Genomic DNA, 23,545 nt, shown 5'->3' with positions numbered 1-23,545 from the left:
TCACCGGGATGTCCGCGTACGGAGTCGTCCGCACACGGGCAGCCGGCAGGTCTTCGGACTCACGGGCACGCCCTCCTCGTCGGAGGACACCTACTGGCCGTCGCTTCCCAGACCCTGTACGCCGGGTCCAGTGCGTATGACGGCGGTCGTTCCCGCTCACCGCTGCGGGGCAGTCCCGGATTCCCACCGGGTTCCCTCTTACGACGCATCCCGCCTGGCGGACGGGGCGAACCAGCTGCACCAGCCAGCGTAAGGGGACGGCGGCGAGTCTGGAGGGTTACGTCCATCATTCGGATGGAGAGCCGGCACCCGCGGGTGACCGGTGTGGATACGGCGGCGGGCGGGAGACGCCGCACACGCGTCTCCCGCCCGCCCCCTTTTCCCACCCGCGCCTGCCGGACCCTCACCCGGCAGCGCGCCCCGGGCCCCTCGGCCCGCCGTCGCCAGGGTGCTCAGTCCTGGACGTAGGTGTGGAAGCCCCGGCCGGTCTTGCGGCCCAGCAGCCCCGCCTCGACCATCCGCTGGAGCAGCGGCGGAGGTGCGTAGAGGGGTTCACGGAACTCGTCGTAGAGGGACTCGGCGATCGAGGCGACGGTGTCGAGCCCGATCAGGTCCGCCAGCTTCAGCGGGCCCATGGGGTGGGCGCAGCCCAGTTCCATGCCGGTGTCGATGTCCGCGGCGGTGGCGAAGCCGGACTCGGCCATCCGGACGGCGGACAGGAGGTAGGGGACGAGGAGGGAGTTGACGACGAAGCCCGCCCGGTCCCGGGAGCGGATGACCGTCTTGCCCAGCGTTTCGGTGGCGAAGCGCTCGATGCCGGTCGCGGTCTCGGGGGCGGTGTGCAGGGAGGTCACGACCTCCACGAGCGGCAGGACCGGTACGGGGTTGAAGAAGTGCAGGCCCACGACCCGGTCGGCGCGGCCGGTGGCCATGCCGAGCCGCATGACCGGCAGGGAGGAGGTGTTGGTGGCCAGGATCGCGTTCGGGTCCTCGACGATCTTGTCGAGGGCGGCGAAGATCTCCGTCTTCGCGTCGGCGTTCTCGACGACGGCCTCGATGACCAGCTGCCGGTCGGCCAGCGCGTCGAGCTCACCGGTGAACACGAGGCGGGCCATGGCGTCCTGGGCGACGGTGGGTGCCAACTTGCCGCGCTCGACGGCGCGTTCGAGGGAGGAGGCCACCCGCTCCCGGGCGGCGCGGGCAGCGGTGGCGTCGGCCTCGCAGACCACGGTGTCCAGGCCGGCCCGCGCGCACACCTCCGCGATCCCCGCGCCCATCTGCCCGCCGCCGACCACACCGACGCGTGCGATGGCCGCGCTCATCCCTGGGCCTCCGTCCGCTGCACGAGGTGACGGGAGTAGGCGTCCGGGGTGAAGAACAGCGGCAACTCGGCGGCGAGCGCCGTCCGTTCGAACAGCTCGCGGGCCTCGTCGACCGGTGCCCAGGGCCGGACGGCGGCGAGGGCGACCGCCTCGTCGTCGAGGACGCGCAGGACCGTCTCGCGGTCGATGACCCGGTGCCGCAGCCACTGCCAGATCTGCACCCGGGCGATCTCGGCGGTGGCCGCGTCCTCCATCAGGCCGTCGATGGCGACCGCGCCCTGTCCGCGCAGCCAGGCGTCGAAGTAGCCCAGCGCCACCGCGATGTTGGTGCGGACGCCCTCCGGTGTGGGCGGGCCGCCGGCGCGGCGCACCGACAGCAGGTCGGCGGGGACGACCTCGACGTCGTCCCGGGTGCGCTCCAGTTGGTGGGGCCGGTCGCCGAGGACGTCGTCGAAGACCTCCCGGCAGACCCGGACCAGACCGGGATGGGCGACCCAGGAGCCGTCGAACCCGTCCTCCGCCTCACGCTCCTTGTCCAGCCGCACGGTGGCGAGGACCGCCTCGTTCGCGGCCGGGTCCCTGGCGGGCACCTGGGCGGCCATGCCTCCGATGGCGTGGGCGCCGCGCTTGTGGCAGGTGCGGACGAGGAGTTCGGTGTAGGCCCGCATGAACGGGGCGGTCATCGTGACCTTGGCGCGGTCGGGCAGGAGGAAGTCCGTGCGGTGCCCGAAGGTCTTGATGAGGCTGAAGAGGTAGTCCCAGCGGCCCGCGTTCAACCCCGCGCTGTGCTCACGCAGTTCGTGGAGGATCTCCTCCATCTCGAAGACGGCGGTGACGGTCTCGATGAGGACGGTCGCACGGACCGTGCCCCGTGGGATGCCGAGCAGCTCCTGGGCGGTGACGAAGATGTCGTTCCAGAGACGGGCCTCGTACCTGTTCTCCAGCTTGGGGAGGTAGAAGTACGGGCCGTACCCGGCGTCGATCTGCCGCTGGGCGCAGTGGAAGAAGTAGAGCCCGAAGTCGACGAGCGCCGCGGGCACCGGCCGGCCCGCGTACTCCAGGTGATCCTCGTCGAGGTGCCAGCCGCGCGGCCGTACGACGACGGTGGCGAGCCCGTCGTCGGGGCGGAGCCGGTACTCCTTGCCCTCCTCGGTGGTGAAGTCGATGCGGCGCTCGATGGCGTCGAGCAGGACGAGCTGGCCGCCGATGACGTTGTCCCAGGTGGGGGAGGTGGCGTCCTCGAAGTCGGCCATCCACACGCCGGCACCGGAGTTGAGGGCGTTGACGGCCGTACGACGGTCCGGTGGGCCGGTGATCTCCACGCGCCGATCGGTGAGGCCGGGCGCCGGCGGCGCCACCCGCCAGCCGGGATCGGCGCGGACGGCGGCGGTGACCATGGGAAAGCCGAGCGGGGATCCGGCCGCGAGCCGGATCGCCTGCCGACGACGCTCCTTGAGCAGGCCGTCACGGCGCTCACCGAACTCGGCGGCGAGTCGGCCGACGAAGTCCAGGGCGGCGGGGGTGAGGATCTCGTCGTGCCGGTGGCCCGGAGCGCCGAGGACGCGGACATGATGGGTCAGTACTTCGGTGGACATCGGGCTTCTCCTGACAGAGGACGAGGTGACGCGCCCCAAACGGGCGCGGGGCCGCATCGATGTGCGGCTCCGCCGCGTGGGCGCGACCAGCCCCCACGCACCCGCAGCCGACGAACCGGTCTAGTGGAACTGCTCTTCCTCCGTGGACCCGGCCAACGCCGTCGTGGAGGACGTCGGGTTGACGGCGGTGGACACCAGGTCGAAGTACCCCGTGCCGACCTCGCGCTGGTGCCTGACCGCGGTGAACCCCTGTGCCTGCGCCGCGAACTCCCGCTCCTGGAGGTCCACATACGCGGTCATGCCGTGCTCGGCGTAACCGCGGGCCAAGTCGAACATGCCGTGGTTGAGGGAGTGGAACCCGGCCAGGGTGATGAACTGGAAGCGGTAGCCCATGGCCCCCAGCTCCCGCTGGAACTTGGCGATCTGGTCGTCGTCCAGGGCCGCCTTCCAGTTGAAGGACGGCGAGCAGTTGTAGGCCAGCATCTGGCCCGGGTACCGGGCGTGGATCGCCTCGGCGAACTCGCGGGCCTGCGCCAGGTCCGGGGTGCCGGTCTCCACCCAGATCAGGTCCGCGTACGGCGCGTAGGCCAGACCACGGGCGATCACGGGAGCCATGCCGTTGCGGACCCGGTAGAAGCCCTCCGCCGTCCGCTCGCCGGTCACGAACTCGGCGTCGCGCTCGTCGACGTCGCTGGTGATCAGGTTCGCGGCGAGCGCGTCGGTGCGGGCGATGATCACGGTCGGCACGTCGGCGATGTCCGCGGCGAGCCGGGCCGCGTTCAGGGTGCGGATGTGCTGCGAGGTCGGGACGAGGACCTTGCCGCCGAGATGGCCGCACTTCTTCTCGGAGGCCAGCTGGTCCTCGTAGTGGATGCCGGCCGCGCCCGCCGCGATCATCGCCTTGGTCAGCTCGAAGGCGTTCAGCGGGCCGCCGAAACCGGCCTCGGCGTCGGCGACGATCGGCGCGAGCCAGTCCGTGGACCTGTCGCCCTCGCTGACGGCGATCTGGTCGGCGCGCAGCAGGGCGTTGTTGATGCGGCGGACCACCTGCGGCACCGAGTTGGCGGGGTAGAGGCTCTGGTCGGGGTAGGTGTGACCGGCCTGGTTGGCGTCGGCGGCGACCTGCCAGCCGGACAGGTAGATGGCCTGGAGCCCGGCCTTGACCTGCTGCACCGCCTGGCCGCCGGTCAGCGCGCCGAGGGCGTGGATGTAGTCCTGCTCGTGCAGCTGCCGCCACAGCCGCTCGGCGCCGCGCCGGGCCAGGCTGGCCTCCTCGCGGACGCTCCCGGAGAGCCGTACGACGTCCTCGGCGCCGTAGGTGCGCTCGATGCCCTGCCAGCGCGGGTCGGTGGCCCAGCGCCGGGCGAGTTCCTCGGCCGCCTGCGTCCTCGCTTCTGCTGCCATGACTGTCACCGTCTCCTCGGTCTGTTGCGTCTGCCAAGCTCCCCGTCCGGGAGGGCGAGGGTGGCACTGTGTGTCGTAGAGCTGGAGTGGAACCGGAGTGCGGCCCGCCGCCGGTCGCTGGGCGGAGGTGAGCAATGCTGCCGCTGGGGACCGCCACCCTGGCCGGGATCTCCGACGTCAGGGCAGAAATCGCGCCCCGGTTCCGGGCGGTGGCCGCCGGGGTCCGGCGGGCCGCACTGGAACTCTGACACTGGCACTGAGTGCCATCAACCGTGGACGTCTGCCAACTTCTGCGAATCTTCAACCGCACTTTTGCCAAGTCTGCGAAGGGCTGCCGGGCGCTTCGATCACGTACGCTGACCACATCCCGGACACGGAGGAACGCGGTGAGCAAGACCTACGCGGGCGCCCGCCTGCGCCGACTGCGCGAGGAACGCGGGATGAGCCAGGCCGAACTCGCCCGGGTCCTCGCCATCTCGCCGAGCTACCTCAACCAGATGGAGCACGACTCCCGCCCGCTGACCGTGCCCGTCCTCCTGCGTCTGACCGAGGCGTTCGGCGTCGACCCGGGCTTCTTCTCCGCGCGCGACACGACCCGGCTGGTCGCGGACCTCCGCGAGGCGCTGGCCGGGGAACTCACCGACGCCCGCGTCTCCCCGGCCGACCTCAGCGATCTCGCGACCCGGCTGCCCGGCGTCGCCCAGGTCCTGGTCGACCTCGGCCGCCGCAACCAGCGCCTCGCCGAACACCTCGCGGACACCCGGGGCACCGACCCCGACCAGCCCCGCTCCCCGCACGAGGAGATCCGCGACTTCTTCTACCGCCGCCAGAACTACCTCCACGACACCGACCTCGCGGCCGAGGACCTCGCCCGCGAGATCGCCGTACGCCCCGGCGACGTCCTCCGCGTCCTCACCACCCGCCTCGCCGACCACCACGGCATCCGGCTGGCCGCCGAACCCGGCGAACGCCTCCACCACTACGACGAGCCGACCCGCACCCTCCACCTCTCCACCCGGCTCCGCCCCGGCCAGCGCGCCTTCCGGATGGCCACCCAACTCGCCCTGCTCGAATACGGCGACGAACTCGACCGCCAGGCCGCCGAGGACTTCCAACCCGGCACCCCCACCCACGCGTTGGCCCGCATCGGCATCGCCAACTACTTCGCCGGCGCGCTGATCCTCCCGTACACCGCCTTCCACACGGCGGCCGAGGAGGCCCGCTACGACATCGAACTCCTCACCGACCGCCACGGCCTCGGCTACGAGACCGTCTGCCACCGCCTCAGCACCCTCCAACGCCCCCGGCTGCGCGGCGTACCCTTCTCCTTCGTCCGCGTCGACCGCGCCGGCAACATGTCCAAGCGCCAGTCCGCGACCGGCTTCCACTTCTCCCGCGCCGGCGGCACCTGCCCCCTCTGGAACGTCTACGAGGCGTTCGCCGCCCCCGGCCGCATCCACGTCCAGATCGCCGAAATGCCCGACGGGCAGCGCTACTTGTGGACCGCCCGCGCCGTCACCCGGCACCGCGGCGGCTGGGGCGAACCCGGCAAGACCTTCGCCATCGGCCTGGGCTGCGAGATCCGCCACGCCCACCGCCTCGTCTACGCCGACGGCCTCGACCTCGCCAGCACCTCGGTCGCCACCCCCATCGGCATGGGCTGCCGGGTCTGCGAACGCCTCGACTGCCCCCAGCGCGGCGCACCACCCCTCGGCCGGCCGCTGCGCATCGACCAGAACACCAGCACGTTCGTGCCGTACCCCGTGACCGAACGCCCGGTCTGACCGTCCTGGGTTCGGGAACGCGTGCGTGGTGTTCGCGGCCCGTTCGTCGTCGGTCCGTATCCCGTCGCGGTGGTCGGGCTCGCCGGCCAGGACGGGGGTGAGGCAGGCACATGCGTGGCGGGACATGTTCGGCGTGCCCGACGGGGTGCGGGGGGTGCGTGACGACCTGGACGAGCTGTTCGACTCCTGTCTGGGTGGACGCGGCTGATAGAAGCGGTCTATCCGGTCATAGTGAGGAACGCTTTGACCTGGGCGAACGACCCGGAGGATCGTGAACGGCACCTTCCCGCAACGCCAGTTGAGGAGCCGCGACATGGCCAAGGTGCTCTGTGTTCTGTACGACGACCCGACCGACGGATACCCCACCGAGTACGCGCGCGACGACCTTCCCGTCATCGACCACTACCCCGGCGGCCAGAGCACCCCGACCCCCGAGGCCGTCGACTTCACCCCGGGCCACCTTCTCGGCAGTGTCTCCGGCGAACTCGGCCTGCGGTCCTTCCTGGAGAAGGCCGGCCACACCCTGGTCGTCACCTCCGACAAGGACGGCGCGGGGTCGGTCTTCGACCGTGAGCTGGCCGACGCGGACGTGGTGATCTCGCAGCCGTTCTGGCCGGCGTACCTCACCCCGGAGCGGATCGCCGCCGCGCCGAACCTGAAGCTGGCGATCACCGCGGGCATCGGCTCCGACCACGTCGACCTCGACGCCGCCATCGCGCACGGCGTGACGGTCGCCGAGGTGACGTACTGCAACAGCATCAGCGTCGCCGAACACGTCGTGATGATGATCCTCGGGCTGGTCCGCAACTACCTGCCTTCCCACCAGGTGGTGCTGGACGGCGGCTGGAACATCGCGGACTGCGTGAGCCGGTCGTACGACCTGGAGGGTATGCACGTCGGCACGGTGGCCGCCGGCCGTATCGGTCTCGCCGTCCTGCGGCGCCTCGCGCCCTTCGACGTGAAGCTGCACTACACCGACCGGTACCGGCTGTCCGAGGACGTCGAGCGCGAGCTCGGCCTGGTCTGGCACGAGAGCACGGCCGACATGGTCCCGCACTGCGACGTCGTCACCGTCAACGCCCCGCTGCACCCCGAGACCGAGGGCCTGTTCGGCGACGAGCTGCTGGCCACGATGAAGCGTGGGGCCTACCTCATCAACACGGCCCGCGCGAAGATCGTCGACCGGGACGCCGTCGACCGGGCGCTGCGCAGCGGCCGGTTGGCGGGCTACGCGGGAGACGTCTGGTACCCGCAGCCCGCCCCCGCCGACCACCCCTGGCGGACCATGCCGCACCACGGCATGACCCCGCACATCTCGGGCTCCTCCCTGTCCGCGCAGGCCCGTTACGCCGCAGGGACCCGGGAGATCCTGGAGTCGTGGCTGGCGGGCCGCCCGATCCGCGACGAGTACCTGATCGTCGACGGCGGTGCCCTGGCGGGAACGGGCGCGCACTCGTACTCGGTCACGAAGTGACGGGGTGACGGGGTGACGGGGTGACGGGGTGACGGGTTCCACGGCCCGGGCATGACCGGTGGAGGCCACACTCGGGCAGTGGCCTCCACTCCGGCCCCGGCCCCCACCGACGTGGACTTCCATCCGAACCAGGCGATACCGCAGTAACCTCGACAGGGCGACCGTCGTCAAGGAAGGTACACATGCTCAGCAAGCAGGAAGCCGCCGACGCCGTACGCCAGGCCAAGGTGACGACCGGGGTCACGTGGGCTCAGCTGGCCGAAGCGGTGGGGAAGCCGCTGGCCTGGACCACGGCGGCCTTGCTCGGTCAGCACCCGATGGGCAGGGAGGAGGCGGCCACAGCGGCGGCGCTGCTGGAGCTCGGCGAGGACGCCGCAGTGGCGTTCCAGCTCCAGCCGACCAGGGGAGCTCTGGACGCTGCCGTCCCCGTGGACCCCACGATCTACCGGTTCTACGAGATCGTCCAGGTCTACGGTCCCACCATCAAGGAGCTCATCCACGAGCAGTGCGGTGACGGCATCATGAGCGCGATCAACTTCCGGCTCGACGTCCGGCGTGTTCCCGATCCCGCGGGCGACCGGGTCGTCGTCACCCTCGACGGAAAGTACCTGCCCTACCAGTGGGAGTGAGTACCCCCGCGACAGCGGCGCGTTGGTGCGCTGCCGGAGCACAGCAGGCTGGCATGCGCGATGCCGGAGTACGAAGGCGATGCGTCGGGTGCATTGGCCGGAGAGCCGGCTTTCGCGCCTCGCGGGTTCTGTGGAGCTGCCGGCCTGTGGTGAACGGGGGGGCGTTCGGGGTCAGGTGGGTTTGGGGGTGCGGCGGGTCTGGGGGCGGGGGCGGATCAGGTGGGCGATGCCCGCGCACGCTTCGGCCACCCGGTTGATCTGCTCGTCGGTGAGTTCGCTGTGGGCGGTGAGCCGGTGGATCGCGCGGTTGCGGGGGGTGGTGGGCGGCAGGAACGCCGCGCCGAGGATGCCTCGTTCGTCCAGGTGGTGCTGGATCTCGGCGAGGTTGGCGTCCGGGCCGGCGTGCAGCGGAAGGATCGGACCGGCGCTGGGGCGGGTGTCGCAGCCGGCTTCCCGCAGGGCTGCGTGCAGCCGGTCGGTGACGGTCCACAGGCGTTTGCGGCGCACGTCGTCGGTGCGGATGACGTGCAGGGCGGCGTGCAGGCCGGCGATGTCCTGGGGCAGCAGCGTGGAGCTGTAGATGGCGTTGAGCGAGTGGAACGGCAGCCAGTCGGCGACCCGCTGGTCACAGGCGATGATCCCGGCCCGACCGGCGAAGGCCTTGGCGAGACTGGCGGTGCGGAACGGGATGTGCTCGTGCAGCCCGAGTTCGACGGCGAGGCCGTTGCCGAGAGGGCCGTGCACGCCGAGGGCGTGGGACTCGTCGGCGACCAGGGCGCAGCCGTGGCGGCGGCAGAGCGCGACGATCTCGGCGAGAGGGGCGACGTCGCCGGTGGTGCTGTAAAGCGTGTCGATGCAGACGGTGCCAGGGCCGTGCTGGGCCATCAGCCGTTCCAGGTGGCCCGTGTCGTTGTGGACGAAGGGGTGCAGGGCGCAGCCGGTGCCGTTGCTCCCCGCCCAGAGCGAGGCGTGGGCGAGCAGGTCGACGTAGACGGGGTGCCCTTCGGGCTGTGGGCCGAGCAGGGCCTGGAGCAGACCGGCATTGGCGTCCCACCCGGACTGACAGGCTACGACGGCCGGCGCCTGGAGGAAGTCGGCCATGTCCTCCTCGAAGCGCCGTTGCGGATCGCTGTCGAGGACGAACACCCCGGACATCATCATGCCGGTGCCGTGCTCCGCGAGGGCCTGCTGCTGGGCGCCCACCACGCGGGGGTGGCGGGAGAGGGCCAGGTAGTCGTTGCTGAAGAGGATCACGTCGCCCGGTCGCGGTGTCGGCCGGTCGCGGAAGAGGTGGCGGCCCCAGTGTCGAACCCGGTCCTCCCAGGCCGTCACGCTGGTCATCAGGGGGAGTTCGCCGCCGACGGCGTTACAGGAAGAGGGCATGGCAAAGCCTTTGGGCTGGTCGGTGAGTGCGCCTCAGGGATGTTGCTGTGCAGGGGGAGTTCTACGGCCTGGCCGCCTCTTGATCAACTCCGAGGATTCCCCTCGATACCGCCCTGCCATGTCTGGCGTATGTCCTCACCTGGCCCTATGGCTGAAAGCGCGCCGTCCTGACGCAGAAACGATCACTCGAAGGGGTGTCCCTACAGGTTGATGCCGCGGAACTGGGCCAACGCTGCCCTGATGCCGATGAATTGCCCGTCCGCCAGGCCGATGCGGCAGCTGTCGCGGCCTTCCGGACAGCCCACGGCCGGAGAGACCTCGGCCGGGGTGTCGCCGGCGTGATCGCCGTGCCCCGCACAACCATCGTGGTAGGTGCTGCGGACCGGTGTCGCCTGGCTCCTGCCCTTGCTGGACGCGGTGCCGCCGGTACGGGGCCTACGGCGCCGGTACGGGGCCTACGGGGCCGGTACGGGGCCTACGGGGCCGTCTCCGCCGCAGGCCCCGGCGGCTGTACGCCGACCGGGGCTACGGTTTCAACGAGTACTGCCGTCTGTTGTGGAAACGAGGCATCAAACCCGTGGTCGCCCGCCACGGCGTTTGTGCTGGTCGGCCAGGTGTTCCGGGCCGTGTTTCCGAGCGGGGGCCGTGGCTCTGGTGTCGGGTTCGGGGCCGTTGGTCAGTGGTCGAGGAGGGCGATGCGGATGGCTCGTTCGACGTGGGCGGCGGTGTTGGCGTAACCCGCGGCATTGGGGTGGACCAGGGTGACACGCTTGTTGATGGGAGCGCAGTTCAGCAGGGTGCCGGCGAGCTTGGCGGGCCAGTAGTCCGCGGCGTCGCCGCAGATTCCCTCGACCCACTTGGTGCCCGCGGGCTGGCAGGCGTCGTGGCCCACGCTGGAGGAGTAGACGTCGACGTAGCGGTCGCCGAAGAACGAGGTGACCCGCTGGATCGTGCTGTTCAGCGGCTTGAGGACGTCGTCGCGGAGCCAGTCGATGTCGGCGTGCTTGATCGCGCCCAGCTCGGTGAGGGAGAGGCGGTTGCAGGCAGTGCCCTCCTGCGGCAGGACCGCCGGATAGCCGACGGTGATCACCTTCGCGTTGGGTGCGGCCTGGTGCACCTTGGCCAGCATTTCGATGTACTCGTCCTGGACCCTGGCGAGCTTGTCCTGGATGCTCTCCTCCCCCTCGGGAGGACTGGTGTAGTGCTCGCGGCAGGACTTGCCGGGTGTGGCGCCCAGTTCGAGGCACTTGAGGAGCATGCCGCCGAACGGCAGGCTGTTGCCGCCGACGCCGATGGTCACGATGTCGGTCTGGTCGTTGAGCTTCGCCCGCTGGATCTGCGGGTCCACCGCGGTCCACCCACCGGCGGGCGGCTGGACCGGGCTGATCGGCGTCTGCTTGGCATCGGCGATGTCGGCGATGGTGGCGTTGCCGCAGCTGACGTTGGTCAGGTGGACGGGCTTGCCCGGCGGGAACTCGTCGAGCTCCCGCTCGACCACACCGGGGTAGGCGTCGCTGGTACGGTCACAGCCGTCCCGCGCCGCATCGCCCAGCGGGGGCTGCGGGGTTCCGACGAACCCGCCGGCGGTATACGAGTCACCCAGCGCGGCCCACCGATAGTGATCAGCCGCACCAGCGGAGACCGAAGGCACCAGCGCGGACACCGCCAGCGTGAGACCCACGGCCAGTGCTCTCGTGCGCAGGCGGGAGACGGGGTGCCGCATGGCTCCCCCAGGACGGGCCGGCAGGACGAGGGCCGCCAGTCGGCCCATGGACGTCGAACGCATCCGCGCTCTCCATTCACTCGGAGTAGTCGTGCGACTACGGAATGAAGGTAGGCGAGAGCATGTCATCGCCGGACGGGCGCACCGGGTAAACCACCCGCCCGTATTGGGCTGAGTTCTGGACCACGGTGAGTGCGCCGGGTGGCCAACCCGGGACGGCGACGATCAGCAAGACCCGCAAACAGAGAGGGGCGCAACACTGCTGCATCCCTCCTTGGCGTTTTGGCTTCGCGAGGGGCCGGCCGGTGGCGTCGAGGAGGGGGCGGTCAGTTACTCAGAGCCAGTCCTTCCGTTTGAAGATGAAGTACAGACTGGTGCATACGATCGCCATCAGGATGATCGCGAAGGGGTATCCGAGTACCCAGTGCAGCTCCGGCATCTCCCGGAAGTTCATGCCGTAGATCGTGCCGACGAGGGTCGGGGCGAAGAGGATGGCGGCCCAGGAGGAGATCTTCTTGATCTCCTCGTTCTGTTCGAAGCCTGCCTCCGCCAACGCCCGCATCTCCGCGTTCTGTTCCTGGGTGACCAGGGTCGCGTTGACCGTGAGGATTTCCGTGAGGGCCTGGCGGAAGCCGTCCACGCGTTCGCTGATGTGGGTGACGTGGTCGGCGACGTCGCGGAGGTAGCGCTGGAGTTCCTCGTCGGTCTCGTACTTGGTGAAGCCGGCCATCAGGCCGTGCAGCATGCCGACGAGGGGGCGGGTCGCACGCTGGAACTCGACCATCTCGCGGGAGAGTTCGTAGATGCGGCGGGACACGGACGGGTCGCCGCGGAAGACCTCGGTCTCGATCTCGTCGATGTCGTTCTGGACGCCCTCGACGACCGGTGCGTAGCCGTCGACCACCGCGTCGAGTATCGCGTAGAGGACGGCCTCCGGGCCGAGTTTGAGAAGGTCGGGGGAGTCCTCCATGCGGCGGCGGACCGCCGAGAGGTCCGGGGCCGCGCCGTGCCGGACCGTGATCACGAAGTCGGGTCCCACGAAGACGTGGAGCTCGGCGAAGTCGACCTCTTCCGGCGCGTCCAGGTAGCGGGCGGCACGCAGGACGACGAAGAGCGTCTCGCCGTACCGCTCCAGCTTCGGCCGCTGGTGGGCCTCCATCGCGTCCTCGACCGCGAGCGGGTGCAGGTCGAACTCGCTGGCCAGGGAGAGGAGTTCGTCCGAAGTCGGGCGGGCCAGGCCGATCCAGGCCATGCCCGAGGGCGTGTCGCGCAGTTCGCGGTACGTCTCCGCGAGGGTCGCCGGTGTCGACACCCGCACCCCGTCGCTGTACAGCGCCGCCTCCACGATGCTCGGCGGCTCGGCGGACTCCCCGCCCGGCGCGGACCCGGGCGTCGGCGGCGCGGCCGTGCCGTCCTGCTCCTGCGACTGGGCGCGGCGCCAGACGGACCTTCTGGTGCCGCGGCCGTTCCTGCCGTTCGCGGCGTTCTTCGAGACCGGGCTGGGGCGTCGCTCGGACATCGCGGGCCGCCTCTCGGTGGAGCCTGCATCGGCGTGAGCTGTGTGACCCGCGTGGTCCGAGTGATCACGCGTGATCGGTGAGTCTCGTCGCAGGATATACGGGGCATACGGGCCCGGCGGAGGGAACCGCGATCGGGATTCGGTGAGAGATGCGGACAGGATCTGTCCTCGTTCGGGGTTAGCGTGCCCGGTATGACGAAGCAGCCGTCCGGCCCGGTCCTCGGCACCCGTGCCCTCAACCGCGCCACCCTCGACCGTCAGCTCCTGCTGCGCCGCTCACCGCGGTCCGCGAAGGACGCCGTGGCGCACCTCGTCGGCCTCCAGGCGCAGAACGTCAAGCCGCCGTACTACGCCCTCGCCGCCCGCCTCGACGGCTTCGTCCCCGAGCAGCTGTCCGGGTTGATGGCCGACCGTGAGGTGGTCCGGATCGTCACCCTCCGCTCGACCATCCACACCCACACCGCCGCCGACGCGCTGACCCTGCGCCCGCTGGTCCAGCCCGCCCGGACCCGTGAACTGACCGCCTTCCGCAAGGGGCTGGCCGGTGTCGAACTGGACCGGCTCGCCGCGCTCGCCCGGGAGCTGGTCGAGGCCGAGCCGCGCACCATGGCCGGGCTGCGGGAGGCGCTGCGCGCCGAGTGGCCGGACGCCGACCCGCACTCCCTCGCCGTCGCCGCCCGCTGCACCCTGCCCCTCGTCCAGGTCACCCCGCGCGGGCTGTGGGGCCGGTCCGGGCAGGTCGCCCTCACCACCGCCGAGCACTGGCTCGGCCGCCGCCCCGCCGAACCGGCGCCCACCCCTGACGCCGTGCCTACCCCCGAGGCCGCGGCTGCCACGGACTCCGCCGTTCTGCGCTACCTGGCCGCCTTCGGTCCGGCCTCCGTCAGGGACATGCAGACCTGGGCCGGACTGACCCGGCTCCGCGCGGCCTTCGAACGGCTGCGGCCCCGTCTCCTCACCTTCCGGGACGAGACCGGCACCGAGCTCTTCGACCTCCCCGACGCGCCCCGCCCCGATCCCGGGACCCCGGCCCCGCCCCGCTTCCTCCCCGAGTTCGACAACCTTCTCCTCTCGCACGCCGACCGCACCCGTGTCGTCCCGGCCGAGTACCGGGGCCGCGCCTGGCAGGGCAACCAGGCCCATCGCACGCTGCTCGTCGACGGATTCCTTGCGGGGGTGTGGAAGCTGGCGGAGGGCGCCCTGGTCGTCGAGACCTTCGGGGCAGCGGGGGGTAAGGCGGCGGAGCGGGCCGCGATCGCGGAGGAGGGCGAGCGGATGCTGGCCGCTTTGCATCCCGGCGAGCGGTACGGCATCCGGTTCGGGGCCGTCGTGGCGCAGGGCGGGTGACGAACACGGCCAAGCGCTCCGCGGGGGTGCCGCGTTGTGTTGTCTGGTGCATGCCGTCTGCCGTCTGCCGTCTGCCGTCTGCCGTCTGCCGTCTGCCGTCAGCCGTCTGCCGTCTGCCGTCAGCCGTCTGCCGCGCCGTCGTGGCTGGTCGCGCAGTTCCCCGCGCCCCTTCGGGGCGCTGCCCCGCGCGGACGGCCGGCAGCTGGGGTGCCGCGGGCACACTCGCCGCTGACGAGCAGCCGGGCCGGGACGTGGATAGGGGGCGCTGCGGGCTGCTCGTGGAAGCCCGCAACGCCCCCTGGTCACTCACCCGAGGGAACCTCGGGAGGTCTTCTGGTTACGAGTTAACCTGCGCGGTCACCAGGTCCGAGAAGGTGGTCAGCCGGGTGTAGACACCCGGGTAACCCGCCTCCGCGCACCCCTCTCCCCAGGAAGTGATCCCTGCCAGGACGCCCCCGATGAGCAGGGGACCGCCGCTGTCGCCCTGGCAGGTGTCTACGCCGCCGGACGTGTATCCGGCGCAAACCATGTCGGTCTGGACGAAGTCCGAACCGTAGGAGCTCTTGCAGCTGGAGTCGGACACGATCGGGACGGTCGCGGTCCGCAGCTGGTTGGAGGAGCTGCCGTTCTCCGAGGTGGTGCCCCAGCCGAGGATGCGGGCCGTGGTGCCGGCCGCGTACACGCTCGTCTGGGAGGACGTCACGTACGACGCCGGGGTGTACGACATCGCGGTCGACAGCGTCAGGACGGAGACGTCGTCGCCGTTGGTGGCATCCGTGTAGTCCGGGTTGATCCAGATCTTGCTGACCTTGCTGACCGTGCCGTTGGTGCCGTTGAGGTACGTGCGACCGCCGACCACGCGGACGCTGCTCGTCGACTCGCCCTCCATGCAGTGGGCGGCCGTCACCACCTTGGTGGCCGACACCAGGGTGCCGCCGCAGAACTGGCTGCCGGACGCGTCCGTGATCTGCATCATGAACGGGTACGCGGTCGTCGTGGTGGTCGTTCCGCCGACGATCGGCTGGGGGGCGGCTGACGCGGTGGGGGACGCGATCAGCGCGGTCGCCGCCGCGGCGGCGGTGGCCACCAGAACTGCGGCGGACTTTCTTGCGCGGTGGTGCCCGAACATGAGTCTCCTCAGTGGGGGTTGCCGGTGGGGGTCGCGCGGGTGTGGGGGGTGCAGCACGGGGGTCGCGGGACCGACCCCCGTATGCCCGGGCGAGCGGCACATCCATAAGCTAGGACCCGGAACCCCACCCTCCCAATGAGGGAACCCCCTAGGGGGATGGGGGAGGGAAAACCCTCGGTCCGCCTCAGTTAACCGGGAGCGCTCTCACTTCGCGCGTCGCCCTGCCGCCAAACGGACTATGTCCACGCGCGATCGGATGCCCAGCTTGCGGTAGACCCGGGTGAGCGTGGCCTCGACCGTCTTGACGCTGATGAACAGCCGGGCGGCGATCTCCCGGTTGGTGGCCCCCTCCATGACCAGCGCGGCGACCTGACGCTCCATCGCGGCAAGACCGTCCAGGGCGTCGAGCGCGGCCGGCGGCTCGACCGGCGGCTCCGGTGCGGAGACGGCCTCGTCCACCTGCCGCAGCCACGGTAGCGCCCGGCACCGCCGGAACAGCCGGGTGGCCTCGTCGAACGCCGTGGCGGAGCGCCTGTCGCGCAGCGTCGCCAGCGCGAACGCGGCCCGCGCCTCCTCCAGGCCGTGGCCCAGTTTGGCGAACCGGTCCTGAGCCGAGGTCAGCAGGGTGACGGCCGCCTCGCGTTCCCCGTGCGCGGCCCGGACCAGCGCCTCGGCCCGGTCCAGCGCGGCCAGGACACTCTCCCGGCCGAGTCTGAGCGCGTGTTCCCGGGTGACGTCGATGACGTCCTGCGCCTCGGCCGGTTCACCCACCCGGACGAGTGCTTCGGCGAGGTCGCCCTGCCAGCGGCCACGGGCCGGGTCGGTGATGCCGAGGCTCTGTTCCAGCTCCCGCACCCGGCGCAGCGAGCGGACCGTGCCCGCCGGGTCGCCTGCCACCAACTGGGCGTATCCGAGGGCGCCCAGGGCCCGGGACAGGTACATGGTGTCGCCGTCCTGCTCGGCGTGCTGCACCGCTTCCCTGGCCAGTGCCAGGCCCCGGTCCACGTCGCCGCCGGACGCCTCGGCCAGCGAGGTGAGCATCGCGGAGGCGGTCTCGCCGATCCCGGAGTCGTGGGCGAGGTGCAGGCCCTCCCGGGCCAGGTCGAGGGCCCGGCCGCAGTGCCCGGAGCGCAGCTCGGTCTCGGCGAGGCCGCGCAGGAAGTGCACCTCGCTCTCCACCTGCCCGCGCCGGCGCACCTCGCGCAGGAGCGCGGTGACGGTGGCCCGCGCCTCGGCCAGCTGGTCGCCCATCACCAGCCAGCGGAATCTGGCGCTGCCCGCCCCGTTGTGGTGGCAGGCCACGTTCGGGTCCTGGGGCTCCTTCAGGGCGCGCTTGATGGTGGCGGGCGCCGCCGGATGCCCCATCAGGGTCTCGACCTGGGCCTGGAGGGAGAGCGCGAGGAGTTCGGTGCGCCGGTCGCCGCCCACGGCCGCGAGGTCGGCGGAGTGCGCCGCCGCCTGCCGGGCCTCGGTGAAGTCGCCGCCCACGATCAGCGCCCGCCAGGCCAGCTGGTAGTGGACCTTGCCGAGCAGCCGCGGGTCCTCGCCGGCGTCGGCGAGGGCGTGCGGGAAGGCCGCGTCGACCTCGGTCATGGTGTGGCCCGCGGAGTCGATCACCAGGATCCAGGCCCGCACCCGGTCCGCCGGACGGGTGGCGTGGGTGAGGACCTCGCGGGCGATGTCCTGGGCGAGGTCGATCTCGCCCGCGCTGGTCGCGTCCTCGGCCGCCTGGAGCCGGCGCTCGTCCGGGGTGGGCGTATGGTCGCCGGGGGTGTGGCGGGCGGCGAGCAGGCCGATCTGCGCGGCCACCGAGGGCGCGCCCCGGTCCCGGGCCTCGGTCGCGGCCTCGGCGAGCCGGTCGGCGACCTCGGGGTCGGTACCGGTGGTGGCCAGGGCCAGGTGCCGGGCCCGTTCGATCGGGTCGGAGGCGGCCGTGGACAGCGCCGCGTGCGCGGCCCGGCGCTCCTGCGCGGGCGCCTCGGCGTACAGCGCGGCGGAGATGAGGGGGTGCGCGAACCGTACGGCGGGACCCTCAGGCTCGGTGGCCAGCAGCCCCAGTTCGGCGGCCTGGGCGCACTCGGCCTCGGCGTTCTCCCGGCCGGCCGCGTGCAGCAGGGCCTGGGTGGGGCGGGCGCCGGCGCTGGCCACCAGCAGGGTGCGGCGGGCCTCGACGGAGAGCATGTCGAGGCGGCTGAGGACCAGGGCGCGCAGCGAGGTCGGCACCGGCAGCGGCTCGCCGGGGCGGGGCGGGGTCGGGTTCTCGGCGAGGGCGCGGCCGAGTTCCAGGGCGAAGAGGGGGTTGCCGCCGCTGGTGCGGTGGATCTCACGGACCGTGGAGCGGGTCAGCCCGGTGTGGCCGCGGTGGTCGAGGAGCTCGGAGACCTGCCTGCGGTTGAGCGCGCCGAGGCGGACGGCGACGGTGTCCGGGGGCGACGCGCGTAGGTGACGGTCGTACTCCTGGCCTTCCGTGCGGACCGCGCTGAGCAGTTGGACCGGGGTGCCGCCGAGCCGGCGGGCGGCGAAGCCGAGGAGTTCGGCGCTGGCCGGATCCAGCCACTGGAGGTCGTCGGCGACGATCAGTACGGGCCCCTCGGCGGCCAGCACGCGCAGCGTGGACAGCACGGCGAGGCGCAGGGCGAGGCCGTCGCGCTGGAGGGTGGACTCGCCGCGGCCGGTGAGCGCCGACTCCAGGGCGGTGCGCTGGGCGCCGGGCAGGTGGGCGGAGACGTCGTCGAGGACCAGGCCGAAGAGGTCGGCGAGGGCGAGGAACGGAAGGTGGGATTCGGACTCGGTGGCCGAGCAGCGCAACACGGTGCGGGCGCTACCGGCGTATTCCGCGTCCAGCGCCCGCAGGACCGTGGATTTTCCTATTCCGGCGGGCCCGTGCAGGAGGACGCTGCCCCCCGAGGAGAGCTGCTCCCGGGCGGCCGTGAACAGCTCCGCCCGGCCGATGACCAGGTCGGGGCGGCATCGGGCAGGCTCCTGGAAGTCCCGTCGCACGGTCACCGCTCCCCTCGTGTGTCGTGTCCGGGCCAAATTCTAGGCAATGAACCCTGAAATTCGGCCGAACGACGTCGTGAGGGAAATAACAGGGGCTTCGCATATGGCAATTCACAGCGCGTGCGCATGAATGGAATGGGTCCCCTCCGCTATGGCAACACCCCCGTCCGACGAGCCGCCGACACCGCCTCCCCCCGGGTGTGCGCGCCCAGCTTCCGCATCGCCGAGCGCAGATAGCCCTTGACCGTCTCGGGCCGCAGCCCCAGCCGCTCGGCCACGGCCGCGTTGGTCGCCCCGGCCGCCACGCACGCCAGCACGTCCAGCTCCCGGGGCGCCAGCACCGCCTCGGCCGCCGGAACCGGCGCCGGCGTGGTCAGCAGCCCGCAGGCGGCGAGCAGTTCGGCACGCAGCTCCGGGTCGGCGATCCGCGGCGCCAGGGCCCGCAGCGCGGCATGCGCCTCCCGCACCTGCTCCCAGGCGGTCCCCGGGTCGCCCACGACGGCCGGTTCCGGCCGCGCCGCCGCCAGCAGCCCTCTGGCCTCGTCCTGCACGACCAGCGCCTGCTCCACGTCCCGGGCCGCCGCCACCGCAGCGCCCAGCGTGCGGTCGCCCAGCGGCTGGGCGGTGCGCAGCGCGCCGTACAGCACGCCCCGCACCCGGCGCCGTACCACCACCGGCACCGCGAGCACCGAACGCAGGCCCTCGGCGGCCACCGGGATGTCGTACTCGTGGCTGATCTGCTGTGAGGCCGAGTAGTCGACGACCGCGCAGGGGCGGGCCAGGGCGACCGCCCTGCCGCCCAGGCCGTTGCCCGAGGTGACCGCGAGCGAGCGCAGCGACGCGGTGTTGGTGCCGGTCAGCTCGCTGATCCGGACCAGTGTCCGGCCCGCCTCGACCAGCCCGCCGAAGGCGATCGGAAGCCCGGTGGTGCGCCGGAGTCTGGACAGCGCACCACGTATCTCCACCGCCCCCGCGACCTCTGCTGCCACCTGTCCTGCCCCTTCGACCCCGGCCTCGTGCTGTCCACACCCCCGTTCGGGGGTAGTGAGACCTGCATCACGGATTACACGATGCCAGAGAGCCGCCCGGCAATGGTCCGGTACTGAAGGAGACGCGTATGACGAGTGCGACGGAGGACTTCCGCAGGGCACGGGACTTCCTGCTGGAACACCGTGCGGACTACGCCACGGCCTACGAGGGCTTCGCCTGGCCGCGCCCGGACCACTTCAACTGGGCGCTGGACTGGTTCGACGTCATCGCCGAGGGCAACGACCGCACCGCCCTGCACATCGTCGAGGAGGACGGCGGCGAGACGAAGCTGTCCTTCGCCGAGCTGTCCGAGCGCTCCGACCGGGTCGCGAACCACCTGCGCGCGCGGGGTGTCGAGCCGGAGGACCGCATCCTGGTCATGCTCGGCAACCAGGCCGAGCTGTGGGAGACCGCGCTGGCCGCGATGAAGCTGCGGGCCGTCGTCATCCCGGCCACCCCGCTGCTCGGCCCGGCCGACCTGCGTGACCGCGTCGACCGGGGCCGGGTGAAGCACGTGCTCGTGCGGGCCGAGGACGCGGCCAAGTTCGACGAGGTGCCGGGGCGGTACACCCGGATCGCGGTGGGCGGGGTGCCGGTGGCGGGCTGGGAGGCGTACGAGGACGCGTACGTCGCCTCCGCCGACTTCGTGCCGGACGGGCCGACTCTGGCCGACGACCCGCTGATGCTCTACTTCACCTCGGGCACCACCGCCCACCCCAAGCTGGTCGAGCACACCCACACCTCGTACCCCATCGGGCACCTGGCCACCATGTACTGGATCGGCCTCAAGCCCGGTGACGTGCACCTGAACATCTCCTCGCCGGGCTGGGCCAAGCACGCCTGGTCGAACCTGTTCGCGCCCTGGAACGCCGAGGCGACCGTCTTCATCCACAACTACTCGCGCTTCGACGCGGGCCGGCTGATGGCCGAGATGGACCGGCACGGGGTGACGTCCTTCTGCGCCCCGCCGACGGTGTGGCGCATGCTGATCCAGGCGGATCTCGGCCAGCTCGCGGTCCCGCCCCGCGAGGTCGTCGCGGCGGGCGAGCCGCTCAACCCCGAGGTGATCGAGCAGGTACGGCGCGCCTGGCACATCACCATCCGGGACGGGTTCGGGCAGACCGAGACGGCCGTGCAGGTCTCCAACAGCCCGGGGCAGCAGTTGAAGACCGGGTCCATGGGGCGTCCGAGCCCCGGCTACCGGGTGGAGCTCCTGGACCCGGTCAGCGGCGCGCCCGGCGCGGTGGAGGGCGAGATCGCGCTCGACCTCGCGGCGCGGCCGGTGGGCCTGATGACCGGTTACCACGGGGACGCCGACCGCACGGCGGAGGCGATGGCCGGCGGCTACTACCGCACCGGGGACATCGGCTCCCGGGACGAGGACGGCTACATCACCTACGTCGGCCGCGCCGACGACGTGTTCAAGGCGTCCGACTACAAGATCAGTCCGTTCGAACTGGAGAGTGCGCTCCTCGAACACGAGGCGGTGGCCGAGGCGGCCGTCGTGCCCGCGCCGGACGACCTGCGGCTCGCCGTGCCCAAGGCCTACATCGTCCTGGCGGCGGGCTGGGAGCCGGGCCCGGACACCGCGAAGGTGCTCTTCGAGCACTCGCGGCAGGTCCTGGCACCGTACAAGCGGGTCCGGCGGCTGGAGTTCGCCCCGCTGCCGAAGACCGTGTCCGGGAAGATCCGCCGGATCGAGCTGCGCGAGGCCACGGCCGCCGGCTCGGCCGGCGAGTACCGTGAGGAGGACTTCCGGTGACCTCGTCGTACACGCACGGCACGAGCGCCACCACGCTGCTCGGCGACACCATCGGCGCCAACCTCGACCGGGCGGTCGCGGCCTGGCCGGACCGCGAGGCGCTGGTGGACGTACCGACCGGCCGGCGCTGGACCTACACCGAATTCGCCGCCGACGTCGACCGGTTGGCGTACGGGCTGCTGGCGAGCGGGGTCGCCAAGGGCGACCGGGTGGGCATCTGGGCGGTCAACTGCGCCGAGTGGGTGCTGGTGCAGTACGCCACCGCCCGGATCGGCGCGATCATGGTCAACATCAACCCGGCCTACCGTACCCACGAGGTCGAGTACGTCCTCAACCAGGCAGGGATCTCCCTGCTGTTCGCCTCGCTGCGGCACAAGACCAGCGACTACCGGGCGATGGTGGAGGAAGTACGCGGCAGGTGCCCCGAGTTGCGGGAGACCGTCTATATCGGGGACCCGGGCTGGGACGCGCTGACCGCCCGCGGCGGTGCCGACAGGGCCCCCGAACTGGCGGCTCGCGCGGCCGAGCTGTCCTGCGACGACCCCATCAACATCCAGTACACCTCGGGCACCACCGGCTTCCCGAAGGGCGCCACGCTCTCCCACCACAACATCCTCAACAACGGTTACTTCGTGGGGGAGTCGATCGCCTACACCGAGCAGGACCGGATCTGCATCCCGGTGCCCTTCTACCACTGCTTCGGCATGGTGATGGGCAACCTGGCGGCCACCTCGCACGGCGCCTGCATCGTGATCCCGGCCCCGTCCTTCGAGCCGAAGGCCACCCTGGAGGCGGTCCAGCAGGAGCGCTGCACCTCGCTGTACGGCGTCCCGACGATGTTCATCGCCGAGCTGAACCTCCCCGACTTCGGGTCGTACGACCTCTCCACCCTGCGCACCGGCATCATGGCGGGCTCGCCCTGCCCGGTCGAGGTGATGAAACGGGTGGTCGCCGAGATGCACATGGCGGAGGTCTCCATCTGCTACGGCATGACGGAGACGTCCCCGGTCTCGCTCCAGACCCGGATCGAGGACGACCTGGAACACCGCACCGGCACCGTCGGCCGGGTGCTGCCGCACCTGGAGGTCAAGGTCGTCGACCCGGCCACCGGGGTCACCCGACCGCGGGGCACCGCAGGCGAGTTGTGCACCCGCGGCTACAGCGTGATGCTCGGCTACTGGAACGAGCCCGAGCGGACGGCGGAGGCCGTCGACCCCGGGCGCTGGATGCACACCGGCGACCTGGCGATGATGCGCGAGGACGGGTACGTCGAGATCGTCGGCCGCATCAAGGACATGATCATCCGGGGCGGCGAGAACATCTACCCGCGCGAGATCGAGGAGTTTCTCTACGCCCACCCCAAGATCCGGGACGTCCAGGTGGTCGGGGTGCCGCACGAGAGGTACGGCGAGGAGGTCCTCGCCTGCGTCATCCCGCACGACCCGGCCGCCCCGCCCACCCTGGACGAACTCCGCACCTTCTGCGAGGGCCGCCTGGCCCACTACAAGATCCCGAGCCGCATCCGGATCCTGACCGACTTCCCGATGACGGTCTCGGGAAAGGTCCGCAAGATCGAACTGAGGGAGACCTACAGCGCCCCGTAAGTGTCAGCGCCCCGAAAGGGGCGCGGGGAACTGCGCGACCAGCCCCCACCGGCCCGCAGCCGGCTCACGCACCTGAACCGCGCAGCTCATCCGCGGGCCCGTTCACCGGCTGAGGCGTCCCCGTGAAGTCAAGCACGAACAACGGCACCCCCAAGGCGTCGGCCCGCTCCCGTGCCTCCTCGGCGAACCCCGCAAGGGAGAAGTACACGCACCCCGAGTCCTCCGTCATCGCCGTCAGCCACAGGCACTCCACGTCCCGCAGCGAGGCCGGCTGCACGGTCGGGTCCACCTGGGCCACCAGCCCCCGCGCGGCCAGCCCGATGCCGGACGGCGGCCGTTGGTCGGCCCGCCGTATGTCCCGGTAGCCCAGCCAGCGCAGGTAGAGCACCGCCGCGGTGACCGCGTCCCGGGCGGTCCGGATCGTCACGGGGTGGAAGGCGGCCCGAGGGTCGGGTCCGGGCCCGGGTTCCGCCGGCGGCGCGGACACGCCGCCGGTGACCGCGATGCGCAGCACCGCCCCGCACGGGCAGCCCAGCTCCGGCTGCGGCCACTGGTCCCGCCGGCCGCAGGAGCCGCAGCTCACCGTCACCCAGTCCGCGTCCCAGGCGCGGTGCGCCACCGGCGTCGGCCCGGCCGTGCCGTCGAGGCTCGGGGCGACCGGCGCGCCGCAGGCGCACGGGTACGACGGCGCGGTGTAGACGTGCTCGCGCCGACAGGCCGGACAGCGCACCGGCACGCTCTCGGACATGGCCCCACCTCAGGCATCGCGTCGGTTCAGCCGTCCCATGGTGCTCCCGCCGGGGCCCGGTTGTCCGTCCCTTGACGACGTTCGTCACCACAC

16 protein-coding genes and 1 riboswitch are annotated in these 23,545 nt (G+C 71.7%); of the genes, 6 read left to right on the top strand and 10 right to left on the bottom strand.

Going from position 1 to position 23,545, the window contains the following annotated elements; translation table 11 throughout:
- Positions 1 to 26: 26 nt before the first annotated feature.
- Positions 27 to 251: riboswitch (cobalamin riboswitch) on the bottom strand.
- Between the two features lie 201 nt (positions 252 to 452).
- The 3 genes from AB0D74_RS41280 to aceA form a co-directional block, all read right to left on the bottom strand.
- On the bottom strand, positions 453 to 1,322 hold the full coding sequence (locus AB0D74_RS41280) for a 3-hydroxybutyryl-CoA dehydrogenase (RefSeq protein WP_362598982.1): 870 nt from the start codon (positions 1,320 to 1,322) through the stop codon (positions 453 to 455).
- Positions 1,319 to 2,917 (bottom strand): malate synthase A, encoded by a 1,599-nt coding sequence (gene aceB, locus AB0D74_RS41275; protein ID WP_362598980.1) that lies wholly within the window; start codon positions 2,915 to 2,917, stop codon positions 1,319 to 1,321. Before aceB ends, AB0D74_RS41280 begins: the two co-directional genes overlap by 4 nt.
- Positions 2,918 to 3,037: 120 nt before the next feature.
- A complete protein-coding gene (aceA, locus tag AB0D74_RS41270) occupies positions 3,038 to 4,321 on the bottom strand; it encodes an isocitrate lyase (RefSeq protein ID WP_362598978.1) in 1,284 nt (427 codons plus the stop codon).
- Positions 4,322 to 4,707: 386 nt separating this feature from the next.
- On the opposite strand from aceA, the gene AB0D74_RS41265 reads away from it, so the two are divergent.
- The 3 genes from AB0D74_RS41265 (at position 4,708) to cynS (ending at position 8,208) form a co-directional block, all read left to right on the top strand.
- The gene (locus AB0D74_RS41265; protein WP_362598977.1) at positions 4,708 to 6,105 is read left to right on the top strand and encodes a short-chain fatty acyl-CoA regulator family protein; all 1,398 of its coding nucleotides are present in this window, start codon (positions 4,708 to 4,710) and stop codon (positions 6,103 to 6,105) included.
- A 313-nt stretch (positions 6,106 to 6,418) separates the two neighbouring features.
- Positions 6,419 to 7,579: an NAD-dependent formate dehydrogenase gene (locus AB0D74_RS41260; RefSeq protein ID WP_362598975.1), complete on the top strand. Its 1,161-nt coding sequence runs from the start codon at positions 6,419 to 6,421 to the stop codon at positions 7,577 to 7,579.
- Positions 7,580 to 7,761: 182 nt separating this feature from the next.
- A complete protein-coding gene (gene cynS / locus AB0D74_RS41255) occupies positions 7,762 to 8,208 on the top strand; it encodes a cyanase (RefSeq protein WP_362598973.1) in 447 nt (148 codons plus the stop codon).
- Positions 8,209 to 8,379: 171 nt separating this feature from the next.
- On the opposite strand, the gene AB0D74_RS41250 is transcribed toward cynS, so the two are convergent.
- From AB0D74_RS41250 to AB0D74_RS41240, 3 genes are all read right to left on the bottom strand, one after another.
- Positions 8,380 to 9,591 carry an aminotransferase class I/II-fold pyridoxal phosphate-dependent enzyme gene (locus tag AB0D74_RS41250; protein ID WP_362598971.1) on the bottom strand — a complete coding sequence of 404 codons (1,212 nt, stop codon included), beginning with the start codon at positions 9,589 to 9,591 and terminating at the stop codon, positions 8,380 to 8,382.
- Between the two features lie 676 nt (positions 9,592 to 10,267).
- The gene (locus tag AB0D74_RS41245) at positions 10,268 to 11,377 is read right to left on the bottom strand and encodes an SGNH/GDSL hydrolase family protein (protein ID WP_362598969.1); all 1,110 of its coding nucleotides are present in this window, start codon (positions 11,375 to 11,377) and stop codon (positions 10,268 to 10,270) included.
- 271 nt (positions 11,378 to 11,648) lie between these two features.
- Positions 11,649 to 12,833 (bottom strand): magnesium and cobalt transport protein CorA, encoded by a 1,185-nt coding sequence (locus tag AB0D74_RS41240; RefSeq protein WP_362598967.1) that lies wholly within the window; start codon positions 12,831 to 12,833, stop codon positions 11,649 to 11,651.
- Between the two features lie 192 nt (positions 12,834 to 13,025).
- Here AB0D74_RS41240 and AB0D74_RS41235 point away from each other — a divergent pair, with 192 nt between their 5' ends.
- Positions 13,026 to 14,180: a winged helix DNA-binding domain-containing protein gene (locus AB0D74_RS41235; protein WP_362598965.1), complete on the top strand. Its 1,155-nt coding sequence runs from the start codon at positions 13,026 to 13,028 to the stop codon at positions 14,178 to 14,180.
- 337 nt (positions 14,181 to 14,517) lie between these two features.
- Here the strand turns inward: AB0D74_RS41235 and AB0D74_RS41230 are convergent, their stop codons facing one another.
- The 3 genes from AB0D74_RS41230 to AB0D74_RS41220 all read right to left on the bottom strand — a co-directional run bounded on the left by AB0D74_RS41230 (position 14,518) and on the right by AB0D74_RS41220 (position 19,298).
- A complete protein-coding gene (locus AB0D74_RS41230; protein ID WP_362598963.1) occupies positions 14,518 to 15,309 on the bottom strand; it encodes a serine protease in 792 nt (263 codons plus the stop codon).
- A gap of 204 nt (positions 15,310 to 15,513) precedes the next feature.
- Entirely contained in the window at positions 15,514 to 18,315 is a 2,802-nt protein-coding gene (locus tag AB0D74_RS41225; protein ID WP_362598961.1) for an AAA family ATPase, read from the bottom strand.
- 143 nt (positions 18,316 to 18,458) lie between these two features.
- A complete protein-coding gene (locus tag AB0D74_RS41220) occupies positions 18,459 to 19,298 on the bottom strand; it encodes a LuxR C-terminal-related transcriptional regulator (RefSeq protein WP_362598959.1) in 840 nt (279 codons plus the stop codon).
- 128 nt (positions 19,299 to 19,426) lie between these two features.
- Between AB0D74_RS41220 and AB0D74_RS41215 the strand changes: the two genes are divergently transcribed.
- Both AB0D74_RS41215 and AB0D74_RS41210 read left to right on the top strand, forming a co-directional pair.
- Positions 19,427 to 21,100, top strand: a complete 1,674-nt coding sequence (locus AB0D74_RS41215) for an AMP-binding protein (RefSeq protein ID WP_362598957.1) — start codon at positions 19,427 to 19,429, stop codon at positions 21,098 to 21,100.
- Positions 21,097 to 22,704, top strand: coding sequence for an AMP-binding protein (locus AB0D74_RS41210; RefSeq protein ID WP_362598955.1), 1,608 nt, complete (start codon positions 21,097 to 21,099; stop codon positions 22,702 to 22,704). Before AB0D74_RS41215 ends, AB0D74_RS41210 begins: the two co-directional genes overlap by 4 nt.
- Positions 22,705 to 22,768: 64 nt before the next feature.
- Here AB0D74_RS41210 and AB0D74_RS41205 read toward each other — a convergent pair whose 3' ends face one another.
- Positions 22,769 to 23,452: a hypothetical protein gene (locus AB0D74_RS41205; protein ID WP_362598953.1), complete on the bottom strand. Its 684-nt coding sequence runs from the start codon at positions 23,450 to 23,452 to the stop codon at positions 22,769 to 22,771.
- Between the last annotated feature and the right edge of the window lie 93 nt (positions 23,453 to 23,545).

Source organism: Streptomyces sp. NPDC048278 (assembly GCF_040652195.1).
Classification (GTDB): Bacteria; Actinomycetota; Actinomycetes; order Streptomycetales; family Streptomycetaceae; genus Streptomyces.
This window is presented reverse-complemented; position numbering and strand designations above follow the sequence as displayed.

Bases quoted from the DNA above. Each gene is read 5' to 3' on its own strand.
- AB0D74_RS41280 (WP_362598982.1), bottom strand. From the start codon at position 1,322: ATGAGCGCGGCCATCGCACGCGTCGGTGTGGTCGGCGGCGGGCAGATG.
- aceB (WP_362598980.1), bottom strand. From the start codon at position 2,917: ATGTCCACCGAAGTACTGACCCATCATGTCCGCGTCCTCGGCGCTCCG.
- aceA (WP_362598978.1), bottom strand. From the start codon at position 4,321: ATGGCAGCAGAAGCGAGGACGCAGGCGGCCGAGGAACTCGCCCGGCGC.
- AB0D74_RS41260 (WP_362598975.1), top strand. From the start codon at position 6,419: ATGGCCAAGGTGCTCTGTGTTCTGTACGACGACCCGACCGACGGATAC.
- cynS (WP_362598973.1), top strand. From the start codon at position 7,762: ATGCTCAGCAAGCAGGAAGCCGCCGACGCCGTACGCCAGGCCAAGGTG.
- AB0D74_RS41250 (WP_362598971.1), bottom strand. From the start codon at position 9,591: ATGCCCTCTTCCTGTAACGCCGTCGGCGGCGAACTCCCCCTGATGACC.
- AB0D74_RS41245 (WP_362598969.1), bottom strand. From the start codon at position 11,377: ATGCGTTCGACGTCCATGGGCCGACTGGCGGCCCTCGTCCTGCCGGCC.
- AB0D74_RS41240 (WP_362598967.1), bottom strand. From the start codon at position 12,833: ATGTCCGAGCGACGCCCCAGCCCGGTCTCGAAGAACGCCGCGAACGGC.
- AB0D74_RS41235 (WP_362598965.1), top strand. From the start codon at position 13,026: ATGACGAAGCAGCCGTCCGGCCCGGTCCTCGGCACCCGTGCCCTCAAC.
- AB0D74_RS41230 (WP_362598963.1), bottom strand. From the start codon at position 15,309: ATGTTCGGGCACCACCGCGCAAGAAAGTCCGCCGCAGTTCTGGTGGCC.
- AB0D74_RS41215 (WP_362598957.1), top strand. From the start codon at position 19,427: ATGACGAGTGCGACGGAGGACTTCCGCAGGGCACGGGACTTCCTGCTG.
- AB0D74_RS41205 (WP_362598953.1), bottom strand. From the start codon at position 23,452: ATGTCCGAGAGCGTGCCGGTGCGCTGTCCGGCCTGTCGGCGCGAGCAC.